General features: G+C 32.1%; 12 protein-coding genes. 7 read left to right on the forward strand and 5 right to left on the reverse strand.

Annotation, left to right across the window (positions count from 1 at the left end; translation table 11 throughout):
• The first annotated feature begins 117 nt into the window (after positions 1 to 117).
• From glmS to WKH56_RS05800, 4 genes are all read left to right on the forward strand, one after another.
• On the forward strand, positions 118 to 1,917 hold the full coding sequence (gene glmS, locus WKH56_RS05785; protein ID WP_342834834.1) for a glutamine--fructose-6-phosphate transaminase (isomerizing): 1,800 nt from the start codon (positions 118 to 120) through the stop codon (positions 1,915 to 1,917).
• A gap of 1,844 nt (positions 1,918 to 3,761) precedes the next feature.
• Complete coding sequence (locus WKH56_RS05790) at positions 3,762 to 5,237, forward strand: UDP-N-acetylmuramoyl-L-alanyl-D-glutamate--2,6-diaminopimelate ligase (RefSeq protein WP_342834835.1); 1,476 nt, start codon at positions 3,762 to 3,764, stop codon at positions 5,235 to 5,237.
• Between the two features lie 267 nt (positions 5,238 to 5,504).
• Positions 5,505 to 7,376: an LTA synthase family protein gene (locus WKH56_RS05795; protein ID WP_342834836.1), complete on the forward strand. Its 1,872-nt coding sequence runs from the start codon at positions 5,505 to 5,507 to the stop codon at positions 7,374 to 7,376.
• A 118-nt stretch (positions 7,377 to 7,494) separates the two neighbouring features.
• Positions 7,495 to 8,073: a methyltransferase family protein gene (locus tag WKH56_RS05800; protein WP_342834837.1), complete on the forward strand. Its 579-nt coding sequence runs from the start codon at positions 7,495 to 7,497 to the stop codon at positions 8,071 to 8,073.
• A gap of 165 nt (positions 8,074 to 8,238) precedes the next feature.
• Here the strand turns inward: WKH56_RS05800 and WKH56_RS05805 are convergent, their stop codons facing one another.
• The 4 genes from WKH56_RS05805 to WKH56_RS05820 form a co-directional block, all read right to left on the reverse strand.
• Positions 8,239 to 8,820: a hypothetical protein gene (locus WKH56_RS05805; RefSeq protein ID WP_342834838.1), complete on the reverse strand. Its 582-nt coding sequence runs from the start codon at positions 8,818 to 8,820 to the stop codon at positions 8,239 to 8,241.
• 81 nt (positions 8,821 to 8,901) lie between these two features.
• On the reverse strand, positions 8,902 to 11,199 hold the full coding sequence (locus WKH56_RS05810) for a sensor domain-containing protein (RefSeq protein ID WP_342834839.1): 2,298 nt from the start codon (positions 11,197 to 11,199) through the stop codon (positions 8,902 to 8,904).
• A 137-nt stretch (positions 11,200 to 11,336) separates the two neighbouring features.
• Positions 11,337 to 12,425 carry an endolytic transglycosylase MltG gene (gene mltG, locus WKH56_RS05815; RefSeq protein WP_342834840.1) on the reverse strand — a complete coding sequence of 363 codons (1,089 nt, stop codon included), beginning with the start codon at positions 12,423 to 12,425 and terminating at the stop codon, positions 11,337 to 11,339.
• Between the two features lie 77 nt (positions 12,426 to 12,502).
• On the reverse strand, positions 12,503 to 12,790 hold the full coding sequence (locus tag WKH56_RS05820) for a hypothetical protein (protein WP_342834841.1): 288 nt from the start codon (positions 12,788 to 12,790) through the stop codon (positions 12,503 to 12,505).
• Between the two features lie 215 nt (positions 12,791 to 13,005).
• On the opposite strand from WKH56_RS05820, the gene WKH56_RS05825 reads away from it, so the two are divergent.
• Together WKH56_RS05825 and WKH56_RS05830 are read left to right on the forward strand one after the other, a co-directional pair.
• Positions 13,006 to 13,386 (forward strand): hypothetical protein, encoded by a 381-nt coding sequence (locus WKH56_RS05825; RefSeq protein WP_342834842.1) that lies wholly within the window; start codon positions 13,006 to 13,008, stop codon positions 13,384 to 13,386.
• A 665-nt stretch (positions 13,387 to 14,051) separates the two neighbouring features.
• Entirely contained in the window at positions 14,052 to 14,348 is a 297-nt protein-coding gene (locus WKH56_RS05830; RefSeq protein WP_316910733.1) for a hypothetical protein, read from the forward strand.
• 21 nt (positions 14,349 to 14,369) lie between these two features.
• Here the strand turns inward: WKH56_RS05830 and glmM are convergent, their stop codons facing one another.
• Positions 14,370 to 15,710, reverse strand: a complete 1,341-nt coding sequence (gene glmM / locus WKH56_RS05835) for a phosphoglucosamine mutase (protein WP_342834843.1) — start codon at positions 15,708 to 15,710, stop codon at positions 14,370 to 14,372.
• Between the two features lie 287 nt (positions 15,711 to 15,997).
• Between glmM and WKH56_RS05840 the strand changes: the two genes are divergently transcribed.
• Positions 15,998 to 16,396 (forward strand): hypothetical protein, encoded by a 399-nt coding sequence (locus WKH56_RS05840; protein WP_316910731.1) that lies wholly within the window; start codon positions 15,998 to 16,000, stop codon positions 16,394 to 16,396.
• Positions 16,397 to 16,443: the final 47 nt, after the last annotated feature.

Consider the following 16,443-nt stretch of genomic DNA (forward strand, 5'->3'; position numbering starts at 1 on the left):
CGAACTAAATTAATAAAACTAAATAATATGCACGTTTCATATTACTGCATAAATTTTATGCGGTGCTATGAAACGTAGCTATTGATTATGCAGAAAAGCTAAACTGGAGGAAATGCTATGTGTGGAATTGTTGGATATATTGGTTATAGACAAGCACAAGAACATCTTATCAAGGGATTAAGCAAGCTAGAATATAGAGGGTACGATTCTGCTGGAATTGCAACGATTAAGGATTCGCAATTAAAAGTATATAAAGAAAAAGGAAAGATTGAAGACTTAAAACTTATTCTTGATAAAGAAAATGCAGCTACTGCTGGAATTGGTCACACTAGATGGGCTACTCACGGGCCAGCTACTACATCAAATGCCCATCCTCATACTAGTCGAACTGAAAGATTTGTATTGGTTCACAATGGAATTGTTGAGAATTATAAAGAGTTAAAAGAGGACTTTCTAAAAGATGTAGAGTTTCGAAGTGAAACAGATACTGAGGTCATTGTTCACTTGGTAGAAAAAATGCGTGAAGAAAGTGTTACTACGGCTGAAGCATTTCAAAAGACATTAAATAAAATTGAAGGTAGTTACGCAATTGCAATGATTGATTTGGAAGATGAAGAAACAGTGTATGTTGCTAAGAATAAAAGTCCATTATTAATCGGCAAAGGCAACGGAGAAAATATGGTGGCTAGTGACGCTATGGCTGTAATTCATTTAACGGATCAATTTATTGAGCTAGAAGATAAAGAGATGGCCTTTCTAACAAAAGATGCTATTTCTCATCACAAAATTACCGGAGAAAAGATTGTACGAGCACCGTTTAAAGCTGAAATAGATCCAAGTGATTTAGAAAAAGGGACATATCAGCATTATATGTTAAAGGAAACAGATGAGCAGCCTGCAGTAATTAGACAATTAATTAATACGTATGGATTAAACGGGAAATTTGAAATCCCTAAAGAATTAAAGAATGATATTTTAGCATCTGAGCGCTTATATATTGTAGCTTGCGGAACGAGTTATCACGCTGGTTTAGTCGGGAAGAAGTTACTGGAAAAGCTATCTCAAATCCCTACTGAAGTTCATATTTCTAGTGAGTTTACACAAGATCCGCCAATGTTAAGTGATAAATCATTTGTAATCTTCCTTTCTCAAAGTGGAGAAACTGCAGATAGCCGTGAAGCATTGCAAATGGTTAAAAAACGTGGAATTAAAACTTTAACTATCACTAATGTAAGGGGTTCAACACTTTCGAGAGAAGCTAACCATACTCTTTTGCTGTATGCAGGTCCAGAAATTGCTGTTGCTTCTACCAAAGCCTACACTGCTCAGGTAGCTGTTATGAGTATACTTGCAGACGTACTTCGACAAGAGAAAAATATAGAGGCTACGTTTAATTTAAAAGTGGAACTTTCTAAAATCGCGCAAGGTATGGAGCGAATGGTAGACCAAAAAGAGGTTTTTGCTGAGATTGCTAAAGAATATTTAAAAGATGCCCGTAGCTGCTTTTTTATCGGGCGCACAATGGATTACAACGTATGCTTAGAAGGAGCATTAAAGCTGAAAGAAATCTCTTATATCCAAGCTGAAGGTTTCGCTGGTGGTGAACTAAAACACGGAACTATAGCACTAATTGAAGAAGGAACTCCTGTAATTGTTCCTATAACTTCTAAGGAAGTTAATTTGATGATTAGAGGAAATGTTCAAGAAGTAAATGCGCGTGGTGCAAATAGCTGTATTCTTGCAATGGAAGGCCTTGAAAAAGAAGGTGATCGCTATCTTTTACCTAAAACTCACCCTTTGCTTTCTCCATTGCTAAGTGTAGTGCCTATGCAATTAATTAGTTATTATGCTGCCTTGCAAAGAGACTGTGATATTGACAAACCGCGAAATTTGGCGAAAAGTGTAACAGTTTTGTGACACTACGAATGTGAGATTTTTATTTGTTAAGTGATAATAAAGTTGTTTAACTTTTCACCTGATATAACAACTGGTTTTTCTTAATAACCTTCTCTTAAGATTTTGTTGTTAAGCTTTCCTTTTTTTAATTTTAAGTTACTTATACTACTCTTGTCTAGTGTATTAATGTATAGTACAACGAAGTCGTTACTAATTTTTTTATAATGGTGACGACTTTTTTGTTACTTCTTATACATAGATTAATAGTTTTCTTTTCATAGTATCACTAAACTAAAGAATCATCATAAACACAATCGTGCATATCTTCTCATAAATAATATGCAAACTTAGTTTTAACTACTAAATATAATGCATTACCTGATTCTGATCCTCATTTTGTTGAAAAGTTCTTACAATCAAAAGCAATCAAAAGCAATTAACAAATATAATTCATCAAAACCATAGTAAAAAGCTTGCTAATTCAATTATTGTATCTAGTTAGTCTTTTTTATAAGGATACCCATTTAAAAGAAAGTTAATACATTAAGTCTGCAATAATTACGAAATATTTATTATTGATTGAATGCCTAATTATTAATTGTCAATTGCTCAATTATTGATTGTTAATTTTTAAGATGAGCAGCTAAGCTTAAAGTCGTATATTAATATTCGGTTACCTTAGCACCGGACTATCTCTACAAAGGCAATATAACTAAAAGTTTGTTCTCGATTAAAAATATAAAAAGCATAAGATGCTCAAGGTAACTTTTTTGGCCATATTAGATTTTAGTAATCAATATATACCTGGGGTATACAGTTGTAACTTCCAATTTGAGAATACTAGTAAATGCTAGTTGTAGAGGCGGATGTTTTGCTATTACTTAAACAATAACCATCTATTATTAAGTTGTTGGATGATTTGAAAAACGTTTGAAATCAGTTTCCTCTTTAAAAGGCTCTTTAGCAATAGATCTTCCATTACAAGTATTATCACCTGTGTAGGCAAAATCATATAGATTTTAAACAAGAAGTTATATTTCTGATTTAATATTTCAATGCAATAAACATATTCAGTGATTGCAATTTGCAACAATAATAATTGATAGCTGCAATAATAATTGTATACCGCAATTAAATCTTTTAATTGCGGTATACAATTAATAAATTATTTCTTATTAATTGTTTATTGCTTATTATTAATTACTTATTGTGTGTTGTTCTATTGAATCATTTTTAGATAGTTAGATCCACAAATAACTGGTTATACAAAAACACCAATACTTCTTTTATGTTCTATAAGTTATAATAACTGGTTTATCTTATAATACACATTGGTTGAAATAAGCAAAAAAGGGGATAAAGTTACAGATTTAGCTGAGTTGCATAACTATGCATAACATAAACTAAACTTTACTAGACTAACAACTAGTAAAGTTTATGCAACGTGCATTAACTTTACTAGATTTGATAATTTCAGCTCAATATGTGGTTAAACAGAGGCTTAAATATATTATTTTGTTTTGTATAGAAAGATCTCTGCTATATAATTTAATTTTTCGTCTTAACAATCAAAAGCAATAAAAAAGTTTATTGTGCTGCTTCTAGCTATTTTTCCAATAAATTCTTCTTAATTATTGATTATTATAACGTTAAATGTTCTATTGCAATTAATTAGTGTCTAATTGATTGTTATTGGAGATTATTGTTCAATTATTGATTGGGGATTAATAATAATTGTTTTACTGATTAATTATTAATTATTATTGAGTAATTGTTAATTGTATAAAAATATTAAAGATTTAACTAATGATTTATTTAAACACAAAAAATATAATGCTAAAAACAGTTAGAGGAGCTATTAAGAAATGAATATAAATCAATTACTTAGTGGAATAAGATTCAAAGAAATACAAACTGGAAGTGAAGAAGAAATTACTAATATTGCTTATGATTCCAGAAAAGTCAAAAAGGGAGCACTTTTTGTCTGTCAGAGTGGAGGGAATTATGATAGCCACAATTTTATTAACGAGGCTTTAGAGAAAGGAGCAGTTGCTTTAATAGTAGAGAGGGAGATAGAGACTCCCAATTCCGAAATTACAGTAATTAAGGTGGAAAATTCGAGGAAAGCACTATCAGGTATATCAAGTAACTTTTATAATCATCCTTCTCATTCGCTAAATGTTATTGGCATAACAGGCACTAATGGAAAAACCTCTATCTCCTATCTAGTGTCTGAAATACTTCAGAGCAACAAAGAGATGGTTGGGGTAATCGGGACAATTGGTATGGAAGTTAACAATGTGCCATTAAATTTAGAAAAAACTACTCCAACAACTCCTGACTCATTAGAACTTCAAATGATTCTAGGAGAGATGTGTAAAGTAAATGTGTCTACCGTAGCTATGGAAGTCACCTCAATTGGATTAGATCAGCATAGAGTAGATGATTGTCAAATCAATATAGGTGTGTTTACAAATCTAACAGAAGATCACTTAGATTTTCACAGGACTATGGAAAATTATAAAAATTCAAAACTAAAACTTTTTAAACTTTGTGAAGTTGGGGTGATAAATATTGATGATCTGGTTGGACGTGAGTACGTTCAAACTATGAGAGAAAGAAAACAAAAAAATGAAAATGTGAAAGTTACAACGTATGGAATAGACACAGAAGCTGATTTAAAAGCATTTGATTTGCACTTGAATCCATCCGGAAGCAAATTTAAAGTTAAGCATTTAGAAAATACATATGACGTAGCTATAAATCTACCAGGAAAATTTAATGTTTACAATGCATTGGCAGCTATCGGTGCAACTCTCAGCTCAGGTGTTTCTATGGAGATTATTATTAAGGCATTGAGAAATATTAGGGGAGCTAAAGGAAGGTTTGAGAGTGTTCAAACAAAGAGTAGCTTTTCTGTAGTAGTAGATTATGCGCATACACCAGATGCTCTAGAAAATGTGTTGACTACTGCAAAAGAGTTTAAACCAAAACGTTTAATTACTGTATTTGGGTGTGGTGGCGATAGGGATAAAAGTAAGCGTTCGTTAATGGGACGTATCTCTGGTGATTTATCAGACTTCACTATAATTACCTCAGATAATCCAAGGACAGAACACCCAATGGGTATTATTAGAAATATTGAAGAAGGCATAACAAAAACATCAGGTTTATATGAAATTGTAGATGACCGAAAAGATGCTATTAAAAAAGCTATAGAAATTGCATCGGCCGGAGATATTGTAATTATTGCTGGTAAAGGTCACGAAACATATCAAATACTTAATGATAGAACAATTCATTTTGATGATATGGAAATTGTAAAAGAATTAATTTCTTAAGTTTAAGCAACTTCATTTAGTAAACAGGCTGAACTTTGCATAACATTTATGCACAAAAAATATGTGTTATGCAGAGTTAGTAATCTCTTGCAATTAAATAGAAAAAATAATGCTTTTAAAAGGAACTTGAAACTTTATCTAGGTTCCTTTTTTTGTGCTTTTAAAATTTCATATTAAATAATACAAGGGTTGTTTTTTGAAATAAAAAAGAAGAGAATAAGTATGTTTTTCCATAAACATAAAATGGTAAAAGTATGAGGAGGGTTTATGCGGAGGTTAAGCAGTAAGTTACTAATTATTATTATATATATTGGGCTTTTGTGGACTAAGACAAATTACGTTCAAAGTAAAGTGTTTCATTTAGAGATTGAAAATAATGCCCAAAATTTCATTTTGGATTTTAATCCTCTAAGTAGCATTCTATTATTACTAGGGATAGGAATGTTATTTAGAAACTGGGGTATTTTAGTTTCATATTTTCTTGGTACTTTTGTTCTTTTTGCGAATGTGCTCTATTACCGTGAGTTAAATGATTTTATTACTATACCTGTGTTGATGCAAACGAGTAATGCAGGTGATTTAAAAGGAAGTATTGCGAGTATATTTGAATGGACTGATATTTTTTACTGGATAGATGTTATTGCATTGTTTATTCTTTTAATTTGGTTTAAAAAGAAAGAATCAGTAAATTGGAAAAAACGTCAGGCGAGCGTGTTTATTTACGGGGCGATTGTTATTTTTCTATTAAATATAGGGTTAGCTGAAAAAGAGAGACCTGATCTATTATCAAGAACGTTTGATCGACAAATATTAGTTAAAAATATAGGGATATATAACTTTCATATTTATGATGCCTTTATTCAAAGTAGAACGAATGCTCAACGCGCTATGGCAAGTAGCAGCGAGATTACTCCGGTATATGATTACATAAAATCCAAAAATAAGACGGTTAATAAAAACTTTACGTCAATAGCAGAAGGAAAAAATGTAATTGTTGTCTCTATGGAAAGCTTACAAAGTTTTGTTATAGATAGAGAATTAAACGGACAGGTAATTACACCGTTTTTGAACCAATTCAAAAACGAAAGTATCTATTTTGATAACTTTTATCATCAAGTTGGACAAGGGCGTACTTCTGATTCGGAGTTTCTACTTGAAAACTCTTTATACCCTTTAGATAGGGGTGCAGTATTTTTTACACACGGCCAAAATAAATATTATGCTTTGCCAAAGGTTCTAAAGGAGAATGGTTATTTCACTTCAGTTCAACACGCTAATGATAGTTCTTTCTGGAATAGGGATGTGGTTTACCCTAACTTTGGTTATGATAAATTTTTTGATAAAGACTCTTATAATGTAACTAAGGATAATTCTATTGGATGGGGTTTAAAGGACAGAGACTTCTTTGCACAATCTGTAACTCATATGTCTGAATTCCCTCAACCATTCTATACAAAATTAATTACATTAACTAATCATTATCCTTTTGTACTAGATGATGAAGATAAATTTATAGAAGCCGGAAACTTTCCAAGTCAAACTCTAAATCGCTACTTCCAAACTGTGCGTTATATGGATGAGGCATTTAAAGAATTTATAGAAGAATTAAAGGCCTCTGGTTTATATGAAAATTTAATAATTATCGCATACGGCGACCACTTTGGAATTTCTGAAAATCACAATCGTTCAATGGGAATGCTTCTTGGGAAAAAAATAAACGACTTTGAATCATTTCAGTTGCAACGTACACCAATGTTTATACATATTCCAGGTTACACTGATAATAAAGTAATTAGCAAAGTTTCTGGGCAAGTAGATATAAGACCTACAATTTTAAATTTATTAGGTATTAAAGAACCTAACCCAATTACATTTGGACAGGATCTACTATCTGCGGAAAGACCTAGTTTTGTAGTGGAAAGGGACGGGGCGTTTTCGACAAGTGACGTAGTATATAAAAACGGCGTTTGTTATGACAAGTATACCGGTAACAGAACTAAACTATATGCTTGTAAAGATGGTATTGAAAAAGCTAAGCTTGATCTAACTTTCTCAAACCAAGTGATATATGGTGATTTGTTAAGGTTCTTAAATGACATTCCTGAATACAACAGTGGTAAAGCGATTATAAAGAAATAAAAAAATATAATGTGCTTGAGAACAGGTCTTTAAAAGACCTGTTTTTATTTGTTTGAAGGGGCTATAAAAGATATCCATAAAGTATAGATGTTTAGCAAAAAGTAGGTGAGTATTGACTATGTTAAATTTCCCATCACAATTAGAGCACAACCTATTAGGTATTTGTTTATTATTGTGGGTGATTATTGAGTACAGAGTATTATTTAAACGAGATAAAAGACCGAAAAAGAATGACAGAAAAGCTTTGTCGTTATTTTCAGTCTTAATCTTAATGTTTTGTGTTTCTTCTATATTAATATATGAACGTAATTTGGGTAGCTTGGGTAAGGAGTATAGGTGGATTTTTTGGGTAGGAATTTTAATAATAGCTATTGGGGTAGCGATTAGACAGCATAGTATACACATTATGGGAGGTTCATATGTGGCAACTCTTCAAGTTCAGGAAAAACCTCAATTAATTCAAACAGGACCTTTTAAATTAGTCCGTCATCCTTGCTATACTGGGTTTATGATTTCTTTATGGGGATTAGGGATTGCTCTTTTAAACTGGCTTTTCTTACTACTTATAATATTTTTTTCTATCATTGTTTTTTTGATTCAGATTAAAATAGAAGAAAGGGAACTTGAAGCCTTCTTTGGTGAGGAATATAAAGAGTACAAAAAAACCACGAAAAAAATCTTACCGTATTTTTTGTAGCATTGAAATATAAACTACACGAAAAGAAAGGTATACACAATGTATACCTTTCTTTTTCATTTGTACTCTACACAATAGTCTGTCTCTTCAACGATCTGTCTCCAATACTCACAGTAGCCTTCTTTGCTATTTTTAGGATTATAAAGAGCACAGTTTTCACAGCATTTAGACATTATTTCCACCTGCTTTTCTGTTGGAAAGGTTAACTATTCTTGCGATATTCTTATTGAACTGGTGAAACAATTCAAATTTCAATTCATTTAAGGTGTGCACCAAAAAAGAATCATCTTGTTGTTTGGGTAAACCTGTTCTCTGTAAAAAAGTTCTAGAATGATATGGTTTTTCAAACTCACTAATAGTTTTCTCGAGTAAGGCAAGTTCGGATGGATAACCTTTAAACGCTTCTTTAAAGTCGTTTACTAAGTCTTCATAACTTAACGGGAATGCATCAAAAAAATCTGGATGCATTTCAAATTTTAAAAAAGCAAAATAGTCTAATAGAAAAAACACAAATAATGACTTCATCTGGTGGGGTTTAATTTCTTTTAACTTTTTCTCGTATTGAGTTTTTGTAGAGAAAGGAAAGTCATCCTCTTTAACTGAATAAATTGCTGAATAAAATATTTCTATAATAGTTGCTGCGCTTAATACCATATATGAATAAGGGTAAGGCTTATCATCTTTTTTTATTTGCTTTGCCAATTCAAAAGCAGCTGTGTCCCATTTTTCTTTTATTTTTCTGTTCATAAAACACCTCGCTTATTAAAAACATTTATGGAGTAAAATGAAATAATTTAGGTTTTATATTTAAACTTAGAATAATGATTTTTATTTTTTAAAATAAGTTGTTTCAAATTCCTCTGTTGGTAAAGGCTTTGAGAAGAAAAACCCTTGAATACCATCTGTACCAATTGACTTTAAAATCTTAAGCTCATCTTCTGTTTCCACACCCTCAGCAATCACCTCTAAGTCTAGAACGTGTCCCAGGTCTATTATAATTTGTACAACCTGTTTCATTTTGTCGTCAGTAAGAATACTATCTGTAAATGATTTGTCCATTTTTAATCGATTAACTGGAAAGTCCTTTAAATAAGAGAGAGAGGAGTAGCCTGATCCAAAATCATCAATTGCTAATCCACAGCCTAAAGCCTTTAATTTATCTAATACATTTAACACATTCTGTTTTTTCTTCATTGCTACTGTTTCCGTTACCTCTATAATTAGCAGTCTAGGATCTAATCCGAATTTCTTTAGATTTCTTTGTATATTTCGATATACGTCTTGGCGGTCAAATTGTTTGCCTGATACATTTATACTAATTGGGACTACCTGATAACCTTTTGATATCCATTCTTTAAGTTGTCTACAAGCTTCCTGAATTACCCAAGTTCCTAAAGAGTGAATAAACCCTGAGACTTCTGCTAAAGGAATAAATATACCTGGTGAGATTATTCCTTGTTCAGGAGAATACCAACGAATTAATGCTTCGGCTGAAGTAATGGTGCCTGTATGCGCATCAATAATAGGTTGATAATGTAGGCGGAATTCATTATTGTCTATGGCTTTCCTAAGACTTCCGTTAAGATGAAATTGTTCGCTTTGTTTCTTAATCATTGTCTCGTTAAAGAAACTATAAAAATTTTTCCCTCTTTGCTTTGAAAAATACATTGCTGAGTCCGCATATCTAACCAAATCATCTGTATTAAGGGTGTCTTCTGGATATGTTGCGATACCAATTGATGAAGAAATTAGAATTTCGTGTCCTTCTATTTCAAAAGTCTCTTTAAACCCTTCTAAAATAATCTTAGCTATTTCTGTTAACTCGTTTTTGCGATGAAATTTTTCAATAATAACTGTAAACTCATCGCCGCTCATTCTAAAGAGATGGCAGTGTTGTGGTAACAATGACTTTATTCTACTAGCTGTGTTTTTTAACAACTCATCTCCTGCAAAATGCCCTAAGCTATCATTAACATCTTTGAAATTATCAATATCAAAGAATAAAAGGGCAAATTTTTTATTTTCTTCCTTCATTTTTCGGTATATGTTAATAATCTCTTTTTGGAATTTTGCCCTATTTGGTAAATTAGTTAACGTATCTGTATATGCTAACTGATAAATTCTTTTTTCGTACTCTTTTTTCTTACTTATATCCTTTGCAATACCGTGAATTCCAACTAATTTGTTGTGCACAAAGATAGGGAATAGGGATAGTGATACAAAAATTGGATTTCCTTGTTTCTTAATCATTACCGTGTCGTATGTTTTTCTAATGCCATTTTTAACCTCTAAAAGACTTACTACAGTTTTACTAAAGTAATCTGGTGTAATTAGCGTACTGAAAGGTCTATCCATAATTTCGTTTCTTGTGAATCCAGTGGCATCAAGCATCGCGTCATTAATATCCGTAAAACAAAAATCTAAGTCTAAACTAAATACAAAGTCTGGATTCTGATCGAATAAAGATTTGAATCTCTGTTCGCGCTCCACCACATTCTCCACATCTTTGTTTTGTATATGAATATCTCTCATTACAATGACAACATACTGCACCTCATTATTCTTGCCTATAACAGGATTAAAGCTTCCTTTAACTACTATATATTCTCCAGAACCTTTAATACGGAAGTTAATTGTATGCTTTTCATTTTTCTCAAAAACACCGTTAATAATATGTGCAATTACTGGGTGGTCATCTTCGTGAATAAACTCTAAGAAAGATTTTTTATCAAATAGAGAAGGGGATTGATCTAAGTACGTTTGATGGGATGGAGAAGAGAAGAATATACGAGTTGAGGAGTCAATTATAGAAATCATATCATTTGTATGGTCTGTAATTGTTCTATAAATAGGATGATTCTCTATCTCTAAGTCTTCATTCCATACAATGTATAGTAAAAATTCTTCCTCGGCAATGATAATTCTGCTCTTTTCAAAGAATACTGGTATGTGTTTTCCACTTGCGTGTAGAAGAGAGTCTTGTTCGGAACAAAATAAGTGCTCGATAGGTTGAAGTAAAATATCCGATTCTAATTTGTTTGTTAAATGGCAAATATACGGGTTAACCGAAACAACCACTGACTCCTTGTTAACTAAGAACGTGCCAGTATGATAACGTTTTTCCAAAATAAACGCCTCCTTCTGAGAAGTTTTTGTGATAATAGTGTAATTTCGTCTTAAAATCTAATAATTTGAATAAAAAAATGCAAGTTAAAGCATTTGTTTTTTTTGGTCAAAATAAAAAACGGCTATGCCGTCTTTTATTATTTTGTTAATTCAAGCCATTCATTTTCGTATTTTTTTCTGTTTACTTCGTGTTCCTCAAATGTTTCGGCATAAAAAGTCTGTCCGTTTGGTCGAGCGTAGAAGTAAATTGCCTTAAAATGTGAGCCTGTTGGGTGCAAAGTGGCTGTAAGAGATTCGGTACTTGGAGCATTAATTGGACCTAGTGGTAGTCCAGGAGTTTTGTAGGTGTTATATGGGGAATCAGTATCAATGTCGCTATAAGTCATAAAAACTTTATGTTCTCTATTAGCATAAGCTGCTGTAATATCGCTTTCTAATTTCATTCCTTTGATTAACCGATTATAAAAAACTTGAGCTACCTTGGGACGATCCTCTGAAAACTTAGATTCTTTCTCTACTACTGAAGCAAGAGTAATAAGTTGATCAAAAGTATAGCCAGTGTCTAATATCTGCACTTTATTTTCTACATACCATTTATTTGTTTCATCTAGCATCTGCTCAATAATCTTATGTGGAAGGGTATTTTTTTGGAAGTCGTAAGTATCTGCGTGTAGATATCCTTCTAACTGAACGATTTTTTGTGAATTGTAAGCGGGGAGCCACGCATATTTTTTCCTTAATTCGTTATAGTATTCTTTATCGTTTACTAAACGTATAAAAGCTTCTTTATCTACAATGTTTCGTGAGGATAAAATTTCGCTCATTTGTTCAATAGTTGTTCCTTCCGGAATGGTAACATACCGTTCAGCAGTTTCTTCTTTTGTAGAATTGTCTATTTCATTTAATTCTGCTATTAGTGAATTAAAATCACTTGTATCTAATACAAATTTCCCTGGTTTAAATGACACATCAAATTTTTGATTACTCCAAGGAGCCATTTTGCAATAAATCTGTTTTAAGCGAATGTAATAATAAAACACGTTAGCATCCTCAATTACTCCGTTTGCTTCAAGTAAATCTGCTACTTGTCGAACAGAAGCGCCGGTAGATATATCAATGCTACCAGATGACACAGCGGATTTCCCTTTAAACCAATTCAGGCCTCCGACTGCTACAGCTGCAAGCACTATAATAAAGATTAAAAATTTAATAAAAAAGCGTTTCATTATAAAGTTTCCTCCTAAAAAAGGTTTCTTCTAATACCATTCGTCTAGTAATAGAAGAAACCTTAAAAAAGAAGTACTTATTTAAACCAGCGCCACTGGTTTTTTTGATTCATTCCAACCCCAAGTAAAAAGTTTGTAGGGTACTGTTTATTAGGAATGTAATTATCTATTTTAAAACGAGGATCGCCTATAGGAATCTCTTCAACTTCTCCCCAATCATTCATTACAACAAAAGATTCATTTACCCAATTAATGCCCAACACTTCATAGTCTAGGTTTTTCTCAAAACTTACGTCGCTGTAGGTTTCGTGAGGAATGTTTTCTGAGCAAATAAGAGAATCGATACGTTTATCTTCTCGTTCCATAATGCTCTTTAAATAAGTTACTGAAAAAACTTGCATAGTGTGTCCCTTTCTTGAAACTCCGTTTAATTTAATTAAATTTTATAAGAATTAAATTTAAAAAGATTATAAAGTACTAGTAATCAAAAAAACAATGTAAAAAAGCTTGCAGTTCTACTTATTTAATATATGGTCGGATGTGTTATATAGGTGTTTCTTTATAAGAAGGTGATATAGTGTTGCAATTATACAAAGATAGAAGTTTGGGGGTTGGTGAACGAGTAAGAGTTTATTTCAATTTGCATACTCATCTCTTTTCTATTGTTTCGCTGGAAGGTCAGTACAAAGGGAAGGTAGTTGCGCACGGAAATGGCATAATATTAACCAATGCTAAATTTAAAGTTAACAGATCGGGACAAATGAAAGTGAGAGAGATAAGGCGGAAGAGTGTACACGCATATATAGATGGGGTTTTTTCAGGGTTAACTGAAGAAGCTTTAAGTAAAAGAGCATATTATAACCCATATAAGACCGACTACTTTATTAATTGGGAATCTAAAGAAAATATATTTGAGGCTGACAAAGTAATGCTAAAAGACAAACGAGTTACTTATTTATAAACCGTTTAAACTAGAAGTTAATAGGGCATTTTGTTAATTTTGTTTATTAGAAACAGTGCTTATTAACGGTAACACAATTCATAAATGTTTATAATTAAAATTAATATTATTTTTGATTATGAACATTTATGCAGAAGTATGCAAAGTTACTATATATTATGCAGAGATATGAAGTTTTCTGAAGGGATATAAGTAACTATTGTAAAGTAGCTATGTTTATATGAATTAGTTTCAAAAGGTGCTAATAGCACCTTTTTTTATTTTTTTAATTTTATTAGAAAAATATCGATATAAAGAAGGTAGGAGGGATTAAAAGTATGATGTGTGATAATTGTAAAAGAAAGTTTGATGATGAAGAAGAAGTATTTTACGAGTGTAGTTCTTGCGAATACCTTATTTGTGAAAGTTGTATGAAGAAAAAAGGAAAGCGATGCACTAAGTGTAGCGAAGGTCGTTTAAGCAGCTACTAATTCCTACATAATTTAACTTGAAAAAAGAAATAATAGTGGTGAATATTTTTTAGTATAAACATCACTATTTTTTTTACGAATTTATGCATAAATCTCATAGAAAGTGGCATAAATTAGTATTAGACAGACTATTTAGAATTTACATTTTATTTATTTTAGTATATAATTAAAAAAAGGAACAAGGAGGAACTTCTTATGAATATTACTGGTTTTTCTCGTGTTTTTCTCTCTCAACAAAAGGCTGAAATTGTTTTGAAAGTACAATGGGATAAGGAAACAATGGAGAAATTAAAGCTTGAGAATCCTACTGTTCGTGTAAATGTTAGAAAGAAAGATTGCAGGTTAATTCCTAATAATATTGAATTTAAAATATACAATAACGAAGAACCAACAATCTATAATGTGCATAGCCAAGATGTTGAAAAAATCATTCAGTTCATTAATAGAGAACGTGGTAATTTAATTAAAGAAATTAACGACAAAGCGTCATAAAAAAGCTAACGGTGTTTCCCGTTAGCTTTTTTGTATTTCATTAGCTATAGAATTAACAAGCTTATTAACTAATTCACTACTATCTGCTTCAACCATTACACGAACAAGATTTTCAGTACCAGATGCCCTGACTAACACTCTTCCGTTATCTGCTAATACAGTCTCCGCTTCTTTAATTGCATTTCTAATAGCAGGATGGCTTTCCCAGGCTCTTTTATCCTTAACTTTTACATTAACTAGTTGTTGAGGATATTTTTTAAAGCCACTTAGTAGTTCTGTAATAGACATAGAGGATTCTTTTACAATGCTAGCTAATTGCAAAGCGCTTAGAATGCCGTCTCCAGTAGTGTTTAAATCAAGGAAAATGATATGTCCTGATTGTTCTCCACCTAGCGTGTACCCTTTTTTCATCATTTCTTCTAGTACGTAACGATCTCCAACGCTTGTTTGAACGGAGTTAACACCTAGTTCATTTAAAGCCTTTTGGAAGCCAAAGTTACTCATTACAGTAGAAACAACGGTCTGATTAGTCAATTTGCCTTTTAGTCTCAATGCCTTGGCGCAAATATATAAAATTTGGTCACCATCCACTACTGCTCCTGTTTCATCTACAGCAATTAAACGATCCGCATCACCATCAAATGCTAAGCCTAAGTCTGCTTCTAGTTCTACTACTTTTCTTTGAAGCTCTTCAGGATGTGTAGAACCACAATCTACGTTAATATTTACACCATTTGGTGAAGCGGATAAAACGTGAACGGTTGCTCCTAAGCTTTCAAATAGAGTAGGGGCTACAGTAGTTGCAGCTCCATTTGCACAATCTAATACAATGTTTAATCCCTCTAGGCTTGTTGAAATAGAGTTTTTAAGAAATTCCACATAAAAGTTAGCAGCGTTCTTGTAGGAAAGTATAGTGCCGATGTCTCCTCCGGCACATACCGGAATATCGTCTAATCTTTCAAGATAGTGCTCAATTTCTAATTCTACTTCGTCTAATAGTTTATACCCATCCTGATTAAAAAATTTAATACCGTTGTCTTGGTATGGATTATGGCTTGCTGAAATCATAACTCCACCGCTTGCCAATTGTTTTGTAATGTAAGCTACTGCAGGAGTAGGAACAATACCTAATTGAATAACATTTACACCTGAACTAGTAAGACCTGATATTAAAGCTGTTTCTAGCATAGACCCCGATATTCTAGTATCTCTCCCAACTACAAATGCAGGGCGCATTGTCTGCTCTTTCATATTTTTGGTTAAGACATAACCAGCGCTTTTACCTAACTTAAATGCTAATTCGGGAGTAAGCTCTACATTCGCTACACCTCGAACACCATCAGTGCCAAAATACTTTCTCATTTAAATAACCTCCGATAAACCTAATTCAAAAATTGATGATTTATCCTTAGAAATTTAAAGTGAATACCCTTGCTACAAGACCACTAGTTTTTCAATGTATTGAACATTAAGTATTAAGGGGGATATTCACTATTTAATTATTAAAGAAAAAGGTGAAAAATATTCCTGACTATTTTCTATCTTCATCTTTTATAAAAATATATGTGTTTTTACATATTGTGGACAAGGTACTTTTGAAAACTTTTTTAAGTTATATTCGATAAATTGAGAAAAAGTGAGGGATAGAGATGCAATTAGATATGGAGAAGAAGTATTATATCCTGCTTTCAATTCTAATTGGGTGGGCTTCGTATTTTGTGTTTCCTATTGAAAAACCCGCTCTTACGTATTTTTTAGGGATTTTTATTGGGGTTATATCATTGTTTTATCTTCCAAAAGAAGAATATACTCACAACGGCTGGATTCAAGCTGGAGTATGGGCACTTGTTTTAATAATTTTTCCTATTTATATTTTTGCTGGTTTAGCAGTAGGTATGGGAGCACATATAGTCTTGGATCAACTCAAGAAAATTGTAAAGGGCACTAAATTAGGTTTCTATCAACAATGGACATTTACGATGGGTCTAATTTTTGTAAACTTTATTGCCATTACTGGTGTAGCTATTGGTAAGTTTATGAATTATTAATGTAAACCGCATATTTTGTGCGGTTTCTTTTTTTTAAAGAAAGGTGA

It is taken from the genome of Priestia sp. SB1 (assembly GCF_038898415.1).

Excerpts from the sequence above, each read along its gene's own strand:
- WKH56_RS05820 (WP_342834841.1), bottom strand. The coding sequence starts at position 12,790 with ATGGAACGAGAAGATAAACGTATCGATTCTCTTATTTGCTCAGAAAAC.
- WKH56_RS05800 (WP_342834837.1), top strand. The coding sequence starts at position 7,495 with ATGTTAAATTTCCCATCACAATTAGAGCACAACCTATTAGGTATTTGT.
- WKH56_RS05805 (WP_342834838.1), bottom strand. The coding sequence starts at position 8,820 with ATGAACAGAAAAATAAAAGAAAAATGGGACACAGCTGCTTTTGAATTG.
- WKH56_RS05790 (WP_342834835.1), top strand. The coding sequence starts at position 3,762 with ATGAATATAAATCAATTACTTAGTGGAATAAGATTCAAAGAAATACAA.
- WKH56_RS05840 (WP_316910731.1), top strand. The coding sequence starts at position 15,998 with ATGCAATTAGATATGGAGAAGAAGTATTATATCCTGCTTTCAATTCTA.
- WKH56_RS05830 (WP_316910733.1), top strand. The coding sequence starts at position 14,052 with ATGAATATTACTGGTTTTTCTCGTGTTTTTCTCTCTCAACAAAAGGCT.
- WKH56_RS05795 (WP_342834836.1), top strand. The coding sequence starts at position 5,505 with ATGCGGAGGTTAAGCAGTAAGTTACTAATTATTATTATATATATTGGG.
- glmS (WP_342834834.1), top strand. The coding sequence starts at position 118 with ATGTGTGGAATTGTTGGATATATTGGTTATAGACAAGCACAAGAACAT.
- glmM (WP_342834843.1), bottom strand. The coding sequence starts at position 15,710 with ATGAGAAAGTATTTTGGCACTGATGGTGTTCGAGGTGTAGCGAATGTA.
- mltG (WP_342834840.1), bottom strand. The coding sequence starts at position 12,425 with ATGAAACGCTTTTTTATTAAATTTTTAATCTTTATTATAGTGCTTGCA.